Below are 14,724 nucleotides of genomic sequence, written 5' to 3'. Positions count from 1 at the left end.
GTCCGGAATTGACACGTGTCAAGGTGGCGCCAGCGCCGCTTGCGGCTGTCGTAGCCCGGCCCGCTCGAACCACACTTGGGGCAAACGTGCGTGTCGCCACGCTCATGTTCAACCGTTACAATGACTTCTCCATGCTCTCTTCGGAGGTCAACCTCGGTCACGTGCCAAGGCGCTTCGAGGCCCAAAATGCGGGCGTACAGGTCTTTGTCCCTCATGCTGGCTAAACTACGCCACCCACACGCTCAAATGAAGACCCACAAAAGTAATGGTGGCGTTCATCGATGATCATAAAGTGGAGTACGGGGTCGAGCCGAATAGGCGATGTTCCATCGCCAGTCAGGTGATACCGATCGCTCCGTCGACCTACTATGCGTTCAAGAAGCGTCAGGCTGATCCAGATCTTCGGTCCGCCCGTTCTCGGCGTGATGAATATCTGCGCGAAGAGATTGATCGTGTCTGGAAGGACAACTTCCGCGTCTACGGTGCCAGAAAGGTCTGGAAGCAGCTCAACCGCGAAGGAATCCAGGTTGCAAGATGCACTGTAGAGCGTTTAATGCGTGACATGGGCCTCAGAGGCGTTGTCCGTGGCAAGAGGATAAAGACGACGATTCCGGCGGATGTAGTCGAACGCCCAATGGACCTGGTCGAGCGTGACTTTGCCCCGGTGGGCCCGAATCGCCTATGGGTCTCGGATCTTACATACGTGGCCACCTGGCGCGGCTTTGTCTACGTTGCGTTCGTCATTGATGCCTTTGCCAGGCGCATTGTCGGTTGGCGCGTATCAAACTCTCTCAAGAGCGACCGGCCCTTGATGCGCTGGAGCAGGCCATCCATGACCGTGACCAAGCCAGACAGGACCGCCTGGTTCACCACTCCGACCGTGGCGTGCAATACTTGTCCATCAAGTACAGCGAGCGATTGGCCGAGGCCGGAATAGAGCCGTCAGTGGGAAGCAAAGGTGACTCGTATGACAACGCTCTTGCCGAATCCATGATCGGACTCTACAAGACCGAGGTGATCCGGCAGCGCGGACCTTGGCGCGGACTGGAAGACGTCGAAATCGCTACTTTGGAATGGGTTTGGTGGTTCAACAACCACCGCCTCCTCGAGCCCATCGGCGATATCCCGCAAGCTGAATACGAGGAGAATTACTACGACCGTTCGGAGGAAATACTTCCTGAGACGGTACTCACATGAAAAAGTCTCCAGTATTCCCGGGGCGGTTCAGCCTGTTGGCCTCGGCGGTTGGAAGTAGAGTGGAACGCACTAATACGGGACACTGCTTGACATACTAGTTTTTTTTTTGTAGTGTCCTGACAGTGGACCAATAAAGAACTGATAATCATTACGTCCAATGGGCAGACAGCGTCTGAAAACAGTTTTTAGTATGATTGTTGCTCTGATGGCATTCGTAGTTGTTGTCGCAAAGATCGTTTATACCGGTGACGGTCGGATTGGAGACGATGCTGGGGAAGACTGGGTAACGTTATTGAATCAAGAAATTGGAATCCCATCACTGGCGTCAAACAGTCAAGCTGATTACCTGGTCTATTACATCATTGTACCAAGCTCGTGCACGGGGTGTCTGCTTGAGATTGAACAATTTGACAGCCTCCTCAATAAATTTGATTTTGGCAGTATTACTGTAAGCTCCAAAGCTGTTATTGTGGTCGATTCGACATTAAGAAATGCCGAAAGATTCATTCGTATTTCAGGCATCAAGGTAGATACACATGCTTTGACTTACTCAGAATTGGTAGAGGAATTTAAATTACCAATTGCGGACGTAGGTCCGAGGAGAATGATGATCATAGATATTAAGTCGGGTAGACTAATCTGGAACAATGAACTGAGGGCTAATTCGGTGTCGCCTTTGGACTTAAAAATTGAATTCGCCGAGCGTCTAAGATCCAAGCTGGAGGCGTGAGGTACCTCGCGCCATCTTTTGGTGAGGTATAATCAAAACACGGAGGGTAATTCGATGATGGAGAATATCAAAAACAACATTGCACCTATCGCAGCGTGCTTATTACTTGCAGCCGCACTTATGTTTCCAAGTGGTCTTGCTGAAGCTACGAGTACGGCCGCCCCGGAAAAATGCTGTCTAGATTGTCAAGGCTTGGTGTGTGTACAGTCGGTGTCAGGCTACTTTTCTTGTACGCAAGATACACATCCATGGAGCTGTGAAGACGGGCCAGACATGTGCAATGAATGGAACTCGGAATGTTGATGACTGCTGTCAACGCAATGATGCGGTAGATATTCCATTGTAATGTGTTTTTATCAAAGAGCGGGGTGCCTCTATGGGTACCCCGCTCATTCGCGTAAAGCATAAGGTAAACTGATGCGTATTAAATACTATAAAGTAATGCGAAAAATATTGATTATCGTTATCGCTTTGTCATACAGTGTGCAGAGTGATCATGTTGTTGCTCAGACTACGGGGTGGACGGAGTCGTTTTCGATTGGCAAAATGGATTCAGAGGATGAAATGGATCTTTTCGGTGATATCGATGATATCTTCGTATTGTCGGCAGACAGTATTTACATTGCGGATGATATGCCGATGCATGTCAGGCAGGTAAACGCGTCAGGTAAAGTCGTCAATGTATATGGAAGCAGAGGTCTCGCACCTGAGGAATTGAGCTCCATGTCCACGTTCACGGTCAATTCGGATGGCAGTTTGGTTGTGTCGGATTATCGGTCGAGACGGTTCAAGGTGTTCTCGTCCTCTGGAGATCTGGACGCAACCCATGCGTTTGACAACGTAGGCTTTCCGCGTAGAATACGACAAATAGATAGCGGCGAATATGTGATCCTGGTGGGTCGATCCGGGAGGCCTGTCGAAGAGTCACGGCCGCTGTTCGCGCACGTCGATCGCGAGTTCAGCGTTATTTCCAAGTTCGGAATGACAAGACATATGCAGGTGGATACAACCGGGTTCGTCGCTAATTTCATGGACTATAATCCAGGCTATTTTGATGTTCATCAATCCAGTCTCGTATATGTCCCTCCTGTATTTGAAGGAAGGATATATTATTTCGAATATGATGGATCGCGGTGGTCGAAGGCTCGATTCGTAGAAACGTCGTCCTTTTTGTCTGATCCGATAGCTGTGTATGACCCTGACGATCGCCCGACAGATGCTCTACTCATCAGGACCGTTGTCGAGGGTGATTATGCTGCAAAAATATTGTCCAGAGCCATCGGCGTCTTGTTTACCAGCGACAAGACTATAGCGTTGTTCTACATACTGGATTCAGAGAGCGACGAGGGTGAATTCGTAATCAGGATGGAAGAGTATTCAGTTGACGGTGAGCTGTTGTCCTCGGCCCGTTTTCGGGAGAACGGGGCGGGCCGATTGTCCAGTGTCCAGAGCCAGATTGAAGTAGGAGCGTACCATGATGGGCTATTTTATCTCATTGACTCCCATCTTTATCCACGTGTCAGGGCGATGGCTCCATCATACCAAAAACCGTAAATCGTTAAATGTAACCTGCCAGGTTACATTTAGAAACGGCGCTCCAGGACCCGATTGGGGCGGTTTTCGGGGGTGGCCTCAATCACGGTGAACGGAATCCGGGTCAAGGTTCGGCCGTCGGACGTCTCCACGAGCACGCGCCAGTCGCCCGGCCGGACCTGCGATTTGAAGGTCACGCCCCGATAGCCGCCGTCCCGACCACCTTTCACGGCGTAGCCAATCCGATCGGTTGAGACCCACGCATCGTTTTGCCGCTGCTGCCACACATGGTAAATCCGCTCCGTGAGTCCCGTCGGGGCGAACACGGCCGAGAAGGCATACACCGTATCGCCCGGAGTCCAGTAGACGTCCCGATCATAGTCGCGGCGGAACAGGTGGAAGTCGTCGCTGCGCCATGTCAGCACGAATTCATCCCCGTCGCGCTGCGACGATTCGTAGATCCCACCGGCCTGTACGGCGAGCGGGACCGGCGGAATCCAGTTGTGGCGGTAGGCCGTGTCGAGCAGGACGGGCAGCACCGCCAACAGGATGACGGTCCAGACCATTCGCCCGTGGGACCGGAACGCCTGAAGCCGGACGCCGAGCGTCACCAGCAGTCCAGCCGGTAACAGGGCAATGACCAGCGCCACACGATACAGATCCAGGCCCAGGCGACCCGCGACGACCGGCACCAGGTAGCCCGCAATCGTGGCGCCGACCAGGAAAATCATGACCACCAGCGCCTGGTAGGAGACGCGCCGACGGAGCAGGATTTCGTTGGCCACGAGTCCGATGACCAGCGCTCCCCAGTACGCCGAGCCGGTGGTCCACGTGATGGACCGGGCGTAGAAAATGACCAGCCCGGACAGCAAGGCACCGAGCAGGAACTGGATGGCGGGGCGGATCCAATGGCGGAACCGGATGAGCCAAGGCACAACCCGCTTCCCGCCCACCAGATTACCGTGGGCCACGACGACCGCGGCCAGGACCACGTAGTACGACAGCAGGATGGTGTTGTCGACCCAGTTGTCAATCCGGCGCAGCGTGAGCAGGTCCCAGATGATTCCGGACACGAAGAACAGCATGCCGAGCCATCGCTCGTGCCGGTTCCAGAATTGGGTGAGGTGGGCAATCAGCACGGCCGTGGCGAGCAGGTGGGGCGGTTACTCAAGCCGGGCGTCGCCAGACCGGGACACTGGAGCAGGGCTCGCCGTACATGATCTTGCGGGCCACGCGCTGCAGGTGGAGCGTGGCTTCGGCGTAGGCGGTTTCGGGGACGTTCCGGTTGCCGCATCCCTTGATGACCACAATCCGGTCATCGAACCGACTGAAATCGGCGGCGGCCAGCAGGCGGGACCAGACCATGCTGCGGACGGTGTCGAGCGGGCCCACCTGCACCGATGCGGCCACGTCCGACAGGCGGGCGGCAATCAACATGTAGGCCCAGGGCGCGATGATGGCATCGGTCGTGCAGTGGATGGCCACGTGCCTGCCTTCGGCGAACGACCAGTCGTGGGCCTTCACCTGATCCCGGAAGGCCTTCTCGCGCAATATGAATCCGCCGTCCAGGAACGCGGCCAGGTCGACGTCCACGACGCGCGCATCCTCCTGGAAATCTTCCAGATTGAAGACTTCAATGGGACTTTCGGCGACACGATTCCGGATGATGGGTTCCATGGGCGGGGACAGGGGGATCAACTGAAGGCGGCAAGGGCTCGTACGACGGCATCGACCTCCTGATCCGTCGTGTGGCGGCCCATGGAGAAGCGGACCGTTCCGGCGGCGGCTTGCTTGTCGAGGCCCATTGCAGCCAGGACGTGGCTGGGCTTGCCTGACCCCGTAGAGCAGGCGCTGCCCGTGGACACGGCCACCGTCCCGATCTGGGCCATCATGTCGGCGGCCTTGATGTCCGGAAACATGATGCTGGAAGTCTGCGGAAGGCGCTCTGCGCCGGCGCTGTTCACGCGGGCGTCCGGGAAATGATGGAGTACGGCATTTTCGAAGCGATCCCGACGGTCCTGCATTGCGCGGCGGTCAGCGTCCAGCCGCTGGCCGGCCACCGCTGCCGCCGCCCCCAACCCCACGATCCCCGGCACATTCAGCGTACCGGCCCGGCGGCTCTTTTCCTGTCCACCACCGCGCACGACGGGTACCAGGCGGACCGAGGGCTTCGCCAGGAGCGCGCCAACGCCCTTGGGACCATAGAATTTGTGGCCGGAAAGGGCCAGCAGATCCACGCCGTCCATGGAAATCGGAAGCTTGCCGACCGCTTGCGTCGCATCGCAGAAAAACAGGGATGGGTGGTCGGCGAGAACGGCGGCAATCCGTTCCACCGGTTGGACGGCGCCCGTTTCGTTGTTGGCCCACATCACGCAGGTCAGCACGGTATCCGGTCGCAGCACGCGCTCCAGCGCCCGCACCGATACCACGCCGTCCGCGTTGACCGGCAGGACCGTGATCTCGAAGCCGTCGGCTTCCAGGCTGCGACAGGTTTCCAGCACTGCCTTGTGCTCTGTGGCGACGGTCACGATGTGCCGTCCCGTCGCGGCGGCTGCCACGCCCCGGATGGCCATATTGATGGCTTCGGTGGCTCCGGCGGTGAAAATCACGTCGTCCGGCGAACCGCCGACCAGCCCGGCGACATCCTCGCGTGCCAGGTTCACCGCTTCATCGGCGGCCCATCCCAGCGCGTGCGACGTGTTGGAGGGATTTCCGTAATGCTCCGTGAAAAACGGCAGCATCCGATCGAGCACGGCCGGTTCAACGGCCGTCGTGGCATTGTTGTCGAAGTAGATCATGCCTGCTTGAATCGGGAATGCCGGTTGGCGTTCCGGGTGCGCTCAGAACACCGTCAGAACGAGACCGTCATGCCCAGGATGGTGGTCCGGGGCAGTCCCGGGCGGAGCCCCGCCGGCCGCCGCGCCGCGACGTAGACTTCGTCCGTGATGTTGCGCATGACGGCGAACACGCGGACGTGGTCCCGGAACGTGTAGCCGGCCGATGCCTCAAGCAGGAAGTGCCGGTCCGTGGACGCCGTCGGATTGAAGTCGCCCTGCCCGGCCACGGTACGCATCCGTCCTACGTGGACCGCCTGCAGCTGCACATCGAACGCGTTGCCTTCCAGGCCGAGCTCGACGGAACCCTGGTGCCGGGGGATGTACGGCAGTTCATCGCCCGCCTGGACCGTGCCCCACGCATCGAAATCGCTCTCGAACGAGGAGCCGAACGTGGCATGGGTGTACGAATAGGTTACCGACAGCGGGACGGAGAATCGCCAATCGAGGAGCGTCCCGAGGTTGCGCGACAGCTGCAGCTCGGCGCCCTTCACGTCGGCCTGGCCACCGTTGAACTGGTCGCCCGAGCCCGTGCCTCCTGAGGCCGCCAGATCCGATCCGAGCAGATTCGAGAAGTCGTTGTAGTACAGGGCAACACCGGCCCGAAAGGCCCCGGCCTCATGCCGCGCACCCACTTCCCAGTTCACGCTCTTTTCGGCCCGCGTGCCTTCGGCAGATCCGGGAGGCGCGAATCCCCGGTGGACGCCGCCGAACACGGTCGTGCCGTCCGCAAGGCGCACGCTGGCGCCCAGCCCCGGAATCCAGACCGACACCTCGTTCTCCCGGGTGGCCAGGTTCGCTCCCGTGCGCGCCACGTCGTTCTTGCCGAAGTCCTCGCGGCGGATGGTGATGGTTTCATGGCGCAGGCCGGGCTGGACGGTCAGCCGGCCGTCCATGTAGCGGGGCTGGATGTAGAACGCATTGGCCCGTGCCGTTTCAATCCGGTTGGATTCCGTTCCCGGCGTCCCGGCATTCGCGAGCGTCATGCCCGCTTCCGTCAGTCGCCACTCGTCCACCCACTGGAAGCGGTCCATTTCATCCTGGTGGATGCGTACGCCCGCCTCCAGGTCCACCGTCCGGTTCAGGGTCCACGCCACTTCCGACTGGATGCCGCGGGACAGGTAGGCGCGGTTGTTGGCCTTGACCAGGAGTGGCACGTCGGCCCCGGTGGCCCGCCCGGACACCGTGGCAAACTCGGTCGGATGGGCGGCCGGGTCCTCCAGGAGCGAGGAAATGCCCACCGATCCCACCTTGTCGAGCTTGTACCAGTTCCGGTCAAAGGTGGACCGGTAGGCCGTGGTCACCACCCGCAGCGCATCGTTCGGCTGCACCAGGTGGCGCATCATGACCTGCTCGTAGCCCGCATCCATCTCATCCTGTGCGGAGCCCGCATACCGGCGCAGGGGATTGGCCTGGAAATCCGCGTTCGTCAGCCCCAGGTACGTTTCGTCGGAGCGCTCATCCGTGTACAGGTATTTCACGGAGAGCGCCTGCTGGACGCGGGCGTCGGGACCCGTGTTCACGCGCGCCTTGGCCAGGATATCCGTCTTGTTGAAACCGGTCGCGCCGCCGTTGTCGAGCTGTTTGAACCCGTCCGTCTGCGCGTTGAAGGCCTGGAACAGCACGCCGCCATGGGTCCATGACGTACCCACGTGTCCCTTGAGCGTCATGTTGTCCCGCTCGCCCCGATTCAGGGTGGCCGAGCCGGAAAACACCTGGGGAATGGACTTGGAAAGCAGGTTCAGGGCGCCTCCAGTGGTGTAGGGGCCGTACTTGATCTGGCTCGATCCCGTGCGGATCTCGATCTCCTCCATGCGGCCGACCGTCGGAAAGTAGTAGGCGGCCGGAGCGGCGTAGGGCGCCGGCGCCACCGGAATGCCGTCCTCCATCAGGGAAATCTTCGAGGACCGCTCTGCCCCCGTACCCCGGATGCCGATGTTCGGACGCAATCCATAGCCGTCCTCCTCCTGGATGTTCATGCCCGGGATGCTGCGCAGCGCCCGGCTGATGTCATTCTGTTGATACTGTGCGAGGCTCCGCGTGGTCACCCGATGCGCCGAGCCGGGAATGCCCTCCATGCCCATGGGATGCGTCAGCATGCTGGCCCGCTCAACCACCAACTCCGGGAATTCCAGCACGGCCGGGCGAAGTTCCAGCCGGACGGTGCTCTCTCGCTCGGCCGATACGCGCACATCGATGGTCATGGGCTCGAATCCGATGGACGATACGGTCAGCCGGTAGGGTGCGGCCGGAAGTTTTTCCAGCCGGAACCGCCCGGACACGTCCGTCACGGCGCCGAAGGTGGTCTCGTGGACCGAAACGTGCGCGCCGGCAAGCGGCTGCCCGGTGTCGGCGTCGGTGACGTACCCGGAGATGCTGCCGTGGGACTGGGCAAGGGCCGGGGCACCGGCGAGCAGCAGGAGGGCGAGGAGCGCGAGCAACCGGGTGGTTGCGGAGAGCAGATGGGACATGATGGGCGTTGGCGTTGGCGTCGGCGTTTGCGTTTGCTTCAGCTTGCTTGTTTGGATTCAGTCCAGATAACAGGGCGTAATTTAGACCCGGTCCAAACAAGAACCAGCGCGTTCCTGCAATTTCAAGAAACCATCATATCGTCGGTGTCGTCCCAGCGGCTGTTCAACTTCTAACGGATCCGCCCATGCCGCGTCTGCTCCTGTTTCTTCTGGTCGTACTTCTCGCAGGCTGCGAACTGGCCGCGTCGCCCGATGCCGATCGCGTCGTGGCCGGCGTGGACCTGGACGTGCTGTTCGAACCGGCCAGCGCCGCTGAAATGGCGGCCGTGGAGGCCGAATGGGCCACCCGTGACGTGTCGCCGGCCGACGTTCAGGTCCTCCAGACCACACCTGCGACCATTGCCGGGGTCTCCGTGCAGGTGCAGATTGTCGGGCACGCGGTGGACGGCGTTCGCCACTATGGCGCCGTCGTGACGCCCACCGGCTTCGGCGCGGGGGAGCTCCCGGTCTTGGTGTACGCCCACGGAGGTGACAGCGGACTGGACATGAACGAAGCGGCGGCGGTCTTCGAACTGTTTCCGCAGATCGTGTCGGACTTCGTGATCGTCATGCCCTCGTTCCGCGATGAACCGCTGCGCTTCGGCGGGCAAACCTGGATGTCCGATGGTCCCGCCAGTCCCTGGGATCGGGATGTGGATGATGCGCTCGCCCTGCTGAACACGGCCCTGGACATCGAGCCTTCGGCGGATGCGTCGCGAATAGGTGTATTGGGCTTCAGCCGGGGCGGTGCCGTCGGCATGCTCATGGCCCTGCGCGATGACCGGATTGACGGCGTCGTGGACTTCTTCGGTCCCACGGATTTCTTCGGCCCGTTCGTCCAGGAGGTGTTCACCGAAGCGTTGTTGGGCTCGCCGCGGGACCTTCCGGGGCTGGATGTGCTGAACGAGCGCTTTGTGGCCCCGCTGGCGGCCGGGGCATTGACGATTGACGACGTTCGACTGGAGCTGGTCCGGCGATCACCGGCGCTCTGGGCGCGTGACTTGCCGCGGATGCAGGTGCATCACGGCACCGCCGACGCAATTGTGCCTGTTTCTCAGACCGAGCATCTCATGGATGCCATGGCCGCCATCGGCCGCACGGCGCCCTCGTTCGAAGCCTTTATCTACACGGAACCCGGCGCGGGGCACAACCCGCTGCTGCTGCCCGGCAGCCTGGTCCGCGCCCGCACGTTCGTTCTCGAACTGGCCGCGCAATAAACAGGAACTCCTTTCGATACGCGCCGGTATCATGCCGCCGCCCGGTTCAGGGCGGCCCCATGCCGCGTTCGTCTAGGGGTCCAGGACGCCGCCCTCTCACGGCGGTAACACGGGTTCAAATCCCGTACGCGGTACATTACGGTCATGCGCGAACCCGTCACCCTGGAAAGTACCCTCACATGCCCCGCTTGCGGGCATGCATCCGTCGAGACCATGCCGGAGAACGCGTGCGTCCGTTTCTACGACTGCACGGCCTGTGGGGAGATCATCCGGACGCTACCCGGAGACTGCTGCGTTTTCTGCTCCCATGGATCGGTACCGTGTCCTCCGGTCCAGCAGGACGGCAAAGGGTGCTGCACATGATATCCAATCGCATGGATGCGTCGGCACGGCTATCGGCGTCATTGATGGTGACCATGCTGGTGTTCGCGGCGTGTGGAACGCCGGAACCAACACCCGTCCCTGACGCCGATCCTGCCGATTACCTGTTCGTGTGGGCCGGCGATGTGGATGGCGCGGAGTCGGATTTCCTGGCGGTCATTGATGCCCGTGCCGACGCGCCATCCTACGGCGATGTGGTGGCAACACTTCCGGTTGGCGCATTTCTTTCCGAACCGCACCACACCGAGTACGAATTTCCCGTCGGCGACACGCTCTTTGCCAATGGCTGGACGACTGGACAGACGTTCGTGATGAACCTGTCCAATCCGCTTCGTCCAGAGCTTGTGGCGTCCGTCGAGTCCGTGGGCGGCTACTGGTATCCCCACGCCTACGCGCGGCTCCCGGATGGGGGTGTGCTGGCGACCATGCAGTCCGCCGGGCCCGACTATGCGCCCATCGGTGGCCTTGCCGAAATGGGACCCCGCGGTGACACGCGTCGGGTGGCGTCGGCAGCCTCGGCCCAGCTGGACAGTTCCCTGACGTGGCCCTACAGCCTGGCTGTTGTGCCCGGGTTGAACCGGGTCGTATCGACCAACTCGGACATGGGACGCGTGCCATTCAACGAATGGAGCTACCACTACACGTATCATGTCCAGACGTGGTCACTGGATCCGCTTGAGCTCGTGGCTACGGTCCCGCTGCCCGAGTCCGGGACGGGAGAGCATCATTTTGCCCCCAACGAACCCCGTGTATTGGCCGATGGCACGGTGTACGTGAACACGTTCGGCTGTGGACTCTACCGGCTCGATGACGTGGCCTCCCGTGCACCGACGGCAACGCTGGTCCATACCTTTCCCGGCGGGCTGGAGCCGGGTCAGGAGTGCGCGGTGCCCGTGGTGGTCGGCGACTGGTACATCCAGACGGTTCCGGCGCTTCCCGGGCTCATCGTGCTGGACGTGTCCAATCCGTTGGAGCCCGTTGAGGCCTTCCGGTACCCCATGGACACCATGCCCCACTGGGTTGCTGCCGACCGGACGTCGAACCGGTTGGTCGTGACGGGCATGTCGATGTCGCGGGTCGATATCCTGACGTTCGACCCGAACACCGGCACGATAGCGCCCGGCGGTCCGAGCATCTCGTTCGACCGTGCCGAGTGGCCACACGGGGCCTCCGGCAAGGCGGTCGTTCACGGTGCATTGTTCGGAACTCCGCGGCAGTGAATGCGCTAGCGCACCACCGCCACGGTTCGGGTCGTGGACGTGCTTCCGGTCTCCACGCGCAGGAGGTACATGCCGGCCGGTACGCCGAGCGTCGAGAGTCCAACGGTCTGTGAACCCGCCGGGAGATGGCCGTAATCGCGGCGCGCGACTTCCCGGCCCTGCAAATCCCACAGGCTGACCTGGACGGATGCGGTCGACGACAATTCCGTCCGTACCATTGCCCGACCGTTTATCGGATTTGGGTAGATGTCCAGCAGGAGGTGCTTTTCAGCGCCTGGAAGGTGCTCAACGGCCACGGCCGTCGGGTCAAAACCCATTTCGGCCAGCGGTCGACGGTACAGCCCGAATCCTTGGTCCGTGGGTCCCACTTCGTTCGAGTTGATGAGCAGGATGTAGAGGTCATCCCCGACAATGTCCCAGTTCTTCACGGCCGATGCGCGGGGGCCGGCGTCAATCAAGCCCTCGCTGAACTCGGTCAAGGTGGCTCCATCATCATGGGTCACATACAGTCGGTCGTTGTGCCCGAACATGATGGATCCACCGGCTTCCAACAGGAGGGCCTCCTGTCGCAGCGGCGTTTGCTGGCCGCCGAAAACACCTTCGCGATTCGGCGGGGTGGCCACCAACGCCCAGGTGGCCCCATTGTCCCTGCTGCGCATGAGCGTGCCGCTGACCGTGGATTGCAGGGCATCCGACTTGAGAACGTACAGATCGCCGTTTTCGGCGACGAATCCGGCGGAGGACTGCCCCAGCCCGGCCACGGCAGCGAAGGATGCCCCACCGTCGGTCGAGAGCCACGTTCCGCCCCCATAATTGTTGTATCCCGACATGATGACATCGCCGCGGGCGTGGACCCAGGTCAATTCATCGCCGGAGCTCGCGATTCCCATGTCTTCCCAGGTGTCACCCAGATCGAGGCTGCGGCGGAGGTTGCGGGATTGCGTGGTGACGTACAGGATTCCCGTGCTTTCGTCGAAGAACGTATCCGTGACGTTGCTTCCCGGTCCATCAATGCCTGTCCAGGTCAATCCATCATCCATGGAAATGAAGTCGCGGTTACCGGTGTGCTGAATGATGAATCGATCCGGCAGCGCTTGAACTGAGCGTGCCTCGAAAGCAACAGATGCTCGCGTAATGGCCCAGGTCTGCCCGAGGTCGGGTGACCGGAGCGTGGCCTCGCCGCTTCCACCGTCGTTTCCGACCAGGATGGTCGTCCCTGAAATCGTGAAATCGGTGTAGTTGCGGCCGGGTTCGGAGATATTCACCCACTGGGCGCTTGCGTTGGACGCCATCAGGAGCGAGGCAGCAGCAGTAATGAGGAGAACGAACAGGAGTAGCCGTTTGGACATGACGCGTCGGTTCGGAATGATTTACAGGAGTGGGTGCACAACCTATCTGTTGCGCACGCGCGAGGGCATACCCGGAGGCCGGTATTTACGGTCATCGGTAAAACATCAGGCCGTTCTCGGGTCGCCCTCAGGACGGCCGTCTGAACGCGCGCTAAGCTTGGATTTTCACTGACCAACGCCTTGTAACCATGCTTCGATTTCTGTGTACGGCTCTACTTATCCTCGCGTTTGCGGCGCCGGCCGTCTCCCAATCCCAAGCCGACGGCGATACCGCCCGCGACCTGGCCCACGCCGCCATCCAGGCCCTCGGCGGCCCCGAGGCGCTCGCCGCTGTCAACGTGCTGGACATGGACATCCGGGGCCACGAGTTCATTCTCGACGCGTTTGAACAGGATGGTGGCCCGAAACCCGTTGAATACGACGAAATCCGGCACATCCTGGACTTTGACGGCGAACGGACGCGACTCCGCAAGGCCGTGTTCATTGCGTCGGAGCGCCCGGGTCGGGTGATGACCTTCGTGACGGCGCCGGACGTGGCGGCGATGGTGTTCGCCATGCCGGACGGAAACGAGCGGACCCTTCCCGCACGCAAACTGGACCTGATGGATGCGCGCGAACTGCTTGCACTGCATCCGCTGCGGCTCATGCAGACGGCGCTCGGGGCACCGGACCTGGTGCGGCATGCCGATGCCGTCCGGGATGGCCGGGCGACGCATCATCTGTCCTTCAGCTGGGAAGGGCTGGATGTTCACGTCCATCTGGATGCCGCGACCGACCTGCCGTACGAGACAGAGGTCCGTGGGGCGCGTCCGTACGACTTCTCGTGGGCCATGTGGGGGGACCTGAGCGTCCGCACCACGTGGTACAATTGGGTGGAGCACGAATCCGGCGTGCGGATTCCGTTCCAGTGGGACATTTCGCGCAACGGCATGCCGTACATGTCCCGCATGGTGACCGGTGTGCGCGTGAACCCCGAATTGGAAGCCGGGCTGCTGGACATCCCGGAAGGCATCCGCGAGGCCTGGGATGCGCGCGAGTCGGCCGGTCCGGCGCCGCTCACGGAACGCGCGAAGGTTGCCGACGGCGTGACCGTGATCGTGACCGAATTCTTTCCGGCCGTCGTCGTGGAGCAGGAGGATGGACTCGTGCTCGTTGAGACGCCCATTTCCCCGGCGTCCACGCAGCATCTGTTGATGCGGATTGCAGAGCGCTGGCCGGGCGTGCCGGTGAAGGCGGCCGTTGTAGCAGCCGATGCGCTCACACAATTCGGCGGGGTGGCGGCGCTGGCCGAGGCGGGGATTCCGGTGTATGTGTCCGCGCAGAGCGAGCAGGTGTTCGATGCGCTGGTCTCGGCCCATACGGGCCGTCCCGACTGGCAGGTCACGTTCGTGAGCCAGCCGACCGCCATTGGAAGCGGTCCGAACCGGATGGAGGTCACGCCGGGGCAAGGTCCTGGCACCAGCGGGACGCTGCTGGCATGGTTTCCGGAGTACGCGTTGCTCTACGGCGGATCGACGCTGTTTCCACCCGGAATGACGCTGACCGGGTCGCATGCCCGGTGGGAAATCCGTACGGCCGCGGACCGGGCCGGGTGGGACGTTCGGGAGGCGTTTTCCATGTTCATGCCCGTCACGGCATGGGAGTAGGGTCGTTGGGTATCTTGGGGCATGCCTGAGATACCTGACCATGCCCCGGAAATCCCTCCTTGCGTTGCGCGGCCCTGCCGTCGAACACGTCGGCTCGGCGCGTTGAC

At 61.2% G+C, this 14,724-nt stretch carries 12 protein-coding genes, 1 tRNA gene and 1 pseudogene; 9 read left to right on the top strand and 5 right to left on the bottom strand.

What is annotated here, in order from left to right; all coding sequences use genetic code 11:
* From RIE53_02415 to RIE53_02400, 4 genes and pseudogenes are all read left to right on the top strand, one after another.
* A partial coding sequence (locus RIE53_02415) for a hypothetical protein (GenBank protein ID MEQ9103531.1) occupies window positions 1–224 on the top strand: 224 nt, incomplete at its 5' end.
* Window positions 225–253: 29 nt separating this feature from the next.
* Window positions 254–1,197 (top strand): annotated as a pseudogene (locus RIE53_02410) (IS3 family transposase).
* Between the two features lie 190 nt (window positions 1,198–1,387).
* Window positions 1,388–1,927 carry a hypothetical protein gene (locus tag RIE53_02405; protein MEQ9103530.1) on the top strand — a complete coding sequence of 180 codons (540 nt, stop codon included), beginning with the start codon at window positions 1,388–1,390 and terminating at the stop codon, window positions 1,925–1,927.
* 546 nt (window positions 1,928–2,473) lie between these two features.
* The gene (locus RIE53_02400; protein ID MEQ9103529.1) at window positions 2,474–3,481 is read left to right on the top strand and encodes a hypothetical protein; all 1,008 of its coding nucleotides are present in this window, start codon (window positions 2,474–2,476) and stop codon (window positions 3,479–3,481) included.
* 29 nt (window positions 3,482–3,510) lie between these two features.
* Here the strand turns inward: RIE53_02400 and RIE53_02395 are convergent, their stop codons facing one another.
* From RIE53_02395 to RIE53_02380, 4 genes are read right to left on the bottom strand one after another with little or no spacing between them, the layout of a single operon-like run.
* Window positions 3,511–4,599 (bottom strand): DUF2914 domain-containing protein, encoded by a 1,089-nt coding sequence (locus tag RIE53_02395; protein ID MEQ9103528.1) that lies wholly within the window; start codon window positions 4,597–4,599, stop codon window positions 3,511–3,513.
* A 28-nt stretch (window positions 4,600–4,627) separates the two neighbouring features.
* Entirely contained in the window at window positions 4,628–5,137 is a 510-nt protein-coding gene (locus RIE53_02390; protein MEQ9103527.1) for a DUF2480 family protein, read from the bottom strand.
* 17 nt (window positions 5,138–5,154) lie between these two features.
* Entirely contained in the window at window positions 5,155–6,258 is a 1,104-nt protein-coding gene (locus RIE53_02385) for a cysteine desulfurase family protein (protein ID MEQ9103526.1), read from the bottom strand.
* A gap of 53 nt (window positions 6,259–6,311) precedes the next feature.
* Window positions 6,312–8,765 (bottom strand): TonB-dependent receptor, encoded by a 2,454-nt coding sequence (locus tag RIE53_02380; GenBank protein ID MEQ9103525.1) that lies wholly within the window; start codon window positions 8,763–8,765, stop codon window positions 6,312–6,314.
* Window positions 8,766–8,950: 185 nt separating this feature from the next.
* On the opposite strand from RIE53_02380, the gene RIE53_02375 reads away from it, so the two are divergent.
* From RIE53_02375 to RIE53_02360, 4 genes are all read left to right on the top strand, one after another.
* A complete protein-coding gene (locus RIE53_02375) occupies window positions 8,951–10,021 on the top strand; it encodes a peptidase (protein MEQ9103524.1) in 1,071 nt (356 codons plus the stop codon).
* A gap of 61 nt (window positions 10,022–10,082) precedes the next feature.
* Window positions 10,083–10,155: transfer RNA gene (locus tag RIE53_02370), tRNA-Glu, on the top strand.
* Window positions 10,156–10,165: 10 nt separating this feature from the next.
* A complete protein-coding gene (locus tag RIE53_02365; GenBank protein ID MEQ9103523.1) occupies window positions 10,166–10,384 on the top strand; it encodes a GDCCVxC domain-containing (seleno)protein in 219 nt (72 codons plus the stop codon).
* Window positions 10,381–11,622, top strand: coding sequence for a hypothetical protein (locus RIE53_02360; protein ID MEQ9103522.1), 1,242 nt, complete (start codon window positions 10,381–10,383; stop codon window positions 11,620–11,622). The genes RIE53_02365 and RIE53_02360 overlap by 4 nt, the downstream gene beginning before the upstream one ends.
* Before the next feature lie 5 nt (window positions 11,623–11,627).
* Here the strand turns inward: RIE53_02360 and RIE53_02355 are convergent, their stop codons facing one another.
* Window positions 11,628–12,971 (bottom strand): T9SS type A sorting domain-containing protein, encoded by a 1,344-nt coding sequence (locus RIE53_02355; protein MEQ9103521.1) that lies wholly within the window; start codon window positions 12,969–12,971, stop codon window positions 11,628–11,630.
* Window positions 12,972–13,159: 188 nt separating this feature from the next.
* Here RIE53_02355 and RIE53_02350 point away from each other — a divergent pair, with 188 nt between their 5' ends.
* The gene (locus tag RIE53_02350; GenBank protein MEQ9103520.1) at window positions 13,160–14,617 is read left to right on the top strand and encodes a hypothetical protein; all 1,458 of its coding nucleotides are present in this window, start codon (window positions 13,160–13,162) and stop codon (window positions 14,615–14,617) included.
* Window positions 14,618–14,724 lie beyond the last annotated feature (107 nt).

The sequence above is a fragment of the Rhodothermales bacterium genome (assembly GCA_040221055.1).
GTDB lineage: Bacteria > Bacteroidota > Rhodothermia > Rhodothermales > UBA10348 > 1-14-0-65-60-17.
This window is presented reverse-complemented; position numbering and strand designations above follow the sequence as displayed.

Excerpts from the sequence above, each read along its gene's own strand:
- RIE53_02405 (MEQ9103530.1), top strand. The coding sequence starts at position 1,388 with ATGATTGTTGCTCTGATGGCATTCGTAGTTGTTGTCGCAAAGATCGTT.
- RIE53_02400 (MEQ9103529.1), top strand. The coding sequence starts at position 2,474 with ATGGATTCAGAGGATGAAATGGATCTTTTCGGTGATATCGATGATATC.
- RIE53_02390 (MEQ9103527.1), bottom strand. The coding sequence starts at position 5,137 with ATGGAACCCATCATCCGGAATCGTGTCGCCGAAAGTCCCATTGAAGTC.
- RIE53_02385 (MEQ9103526.1), bottom strand. The coding sequence starts at position 6,258 with ATGATCTACTTCGACAACAATGCCACGACGGCCGTTGAACCGGCCGTG.
- RIE53_02380 (MEQ9103525.1), bottom strand. The coding sequence starts at position 8,765 with ATGTCCCATCTGCTCTCCGCAACCACCCGGTTGCTCGCGCTCCTCGCC.
- RIE53_02375 (MEQ9103524.1), top strand. The coding sequence starts at position 8,951 with ATGCCGCGTCTGCTCCTGTTTCTTCTGGTCGTACTTCTCGCAGGCTGC.
- RIE53_02365 (MEQ9103523.1), top strand. The coding sequence starts at position 10,166 with ATGCGCGAACCCGTCACCCTGGAAAGTACCCTCACATGCCCCGCTTGC.
- RIE53_02360 (MEQ9103522.1), top strand. The coding sequence starts at position 10,381 with ATGATATCCAATCGCATGGATGCGTCGGCACGGCTATCGGCGTCATTG.
- RIE53_02355 (MEQ9103521.1), bottom strand. The coding sequence starts at position 12,971 with ATGTCCAAACGGCTACTCCTGTTCGTTCTCCTCATTACTGCTGCTGCC.
- RIE53_02350 (MEQ9103520.1), top strand. The coding sequence starts at position 13,160 with ATGCTTCGATTTCTGTGTACGGCTCTACTTATCCTCGCGTTTGCGGCG.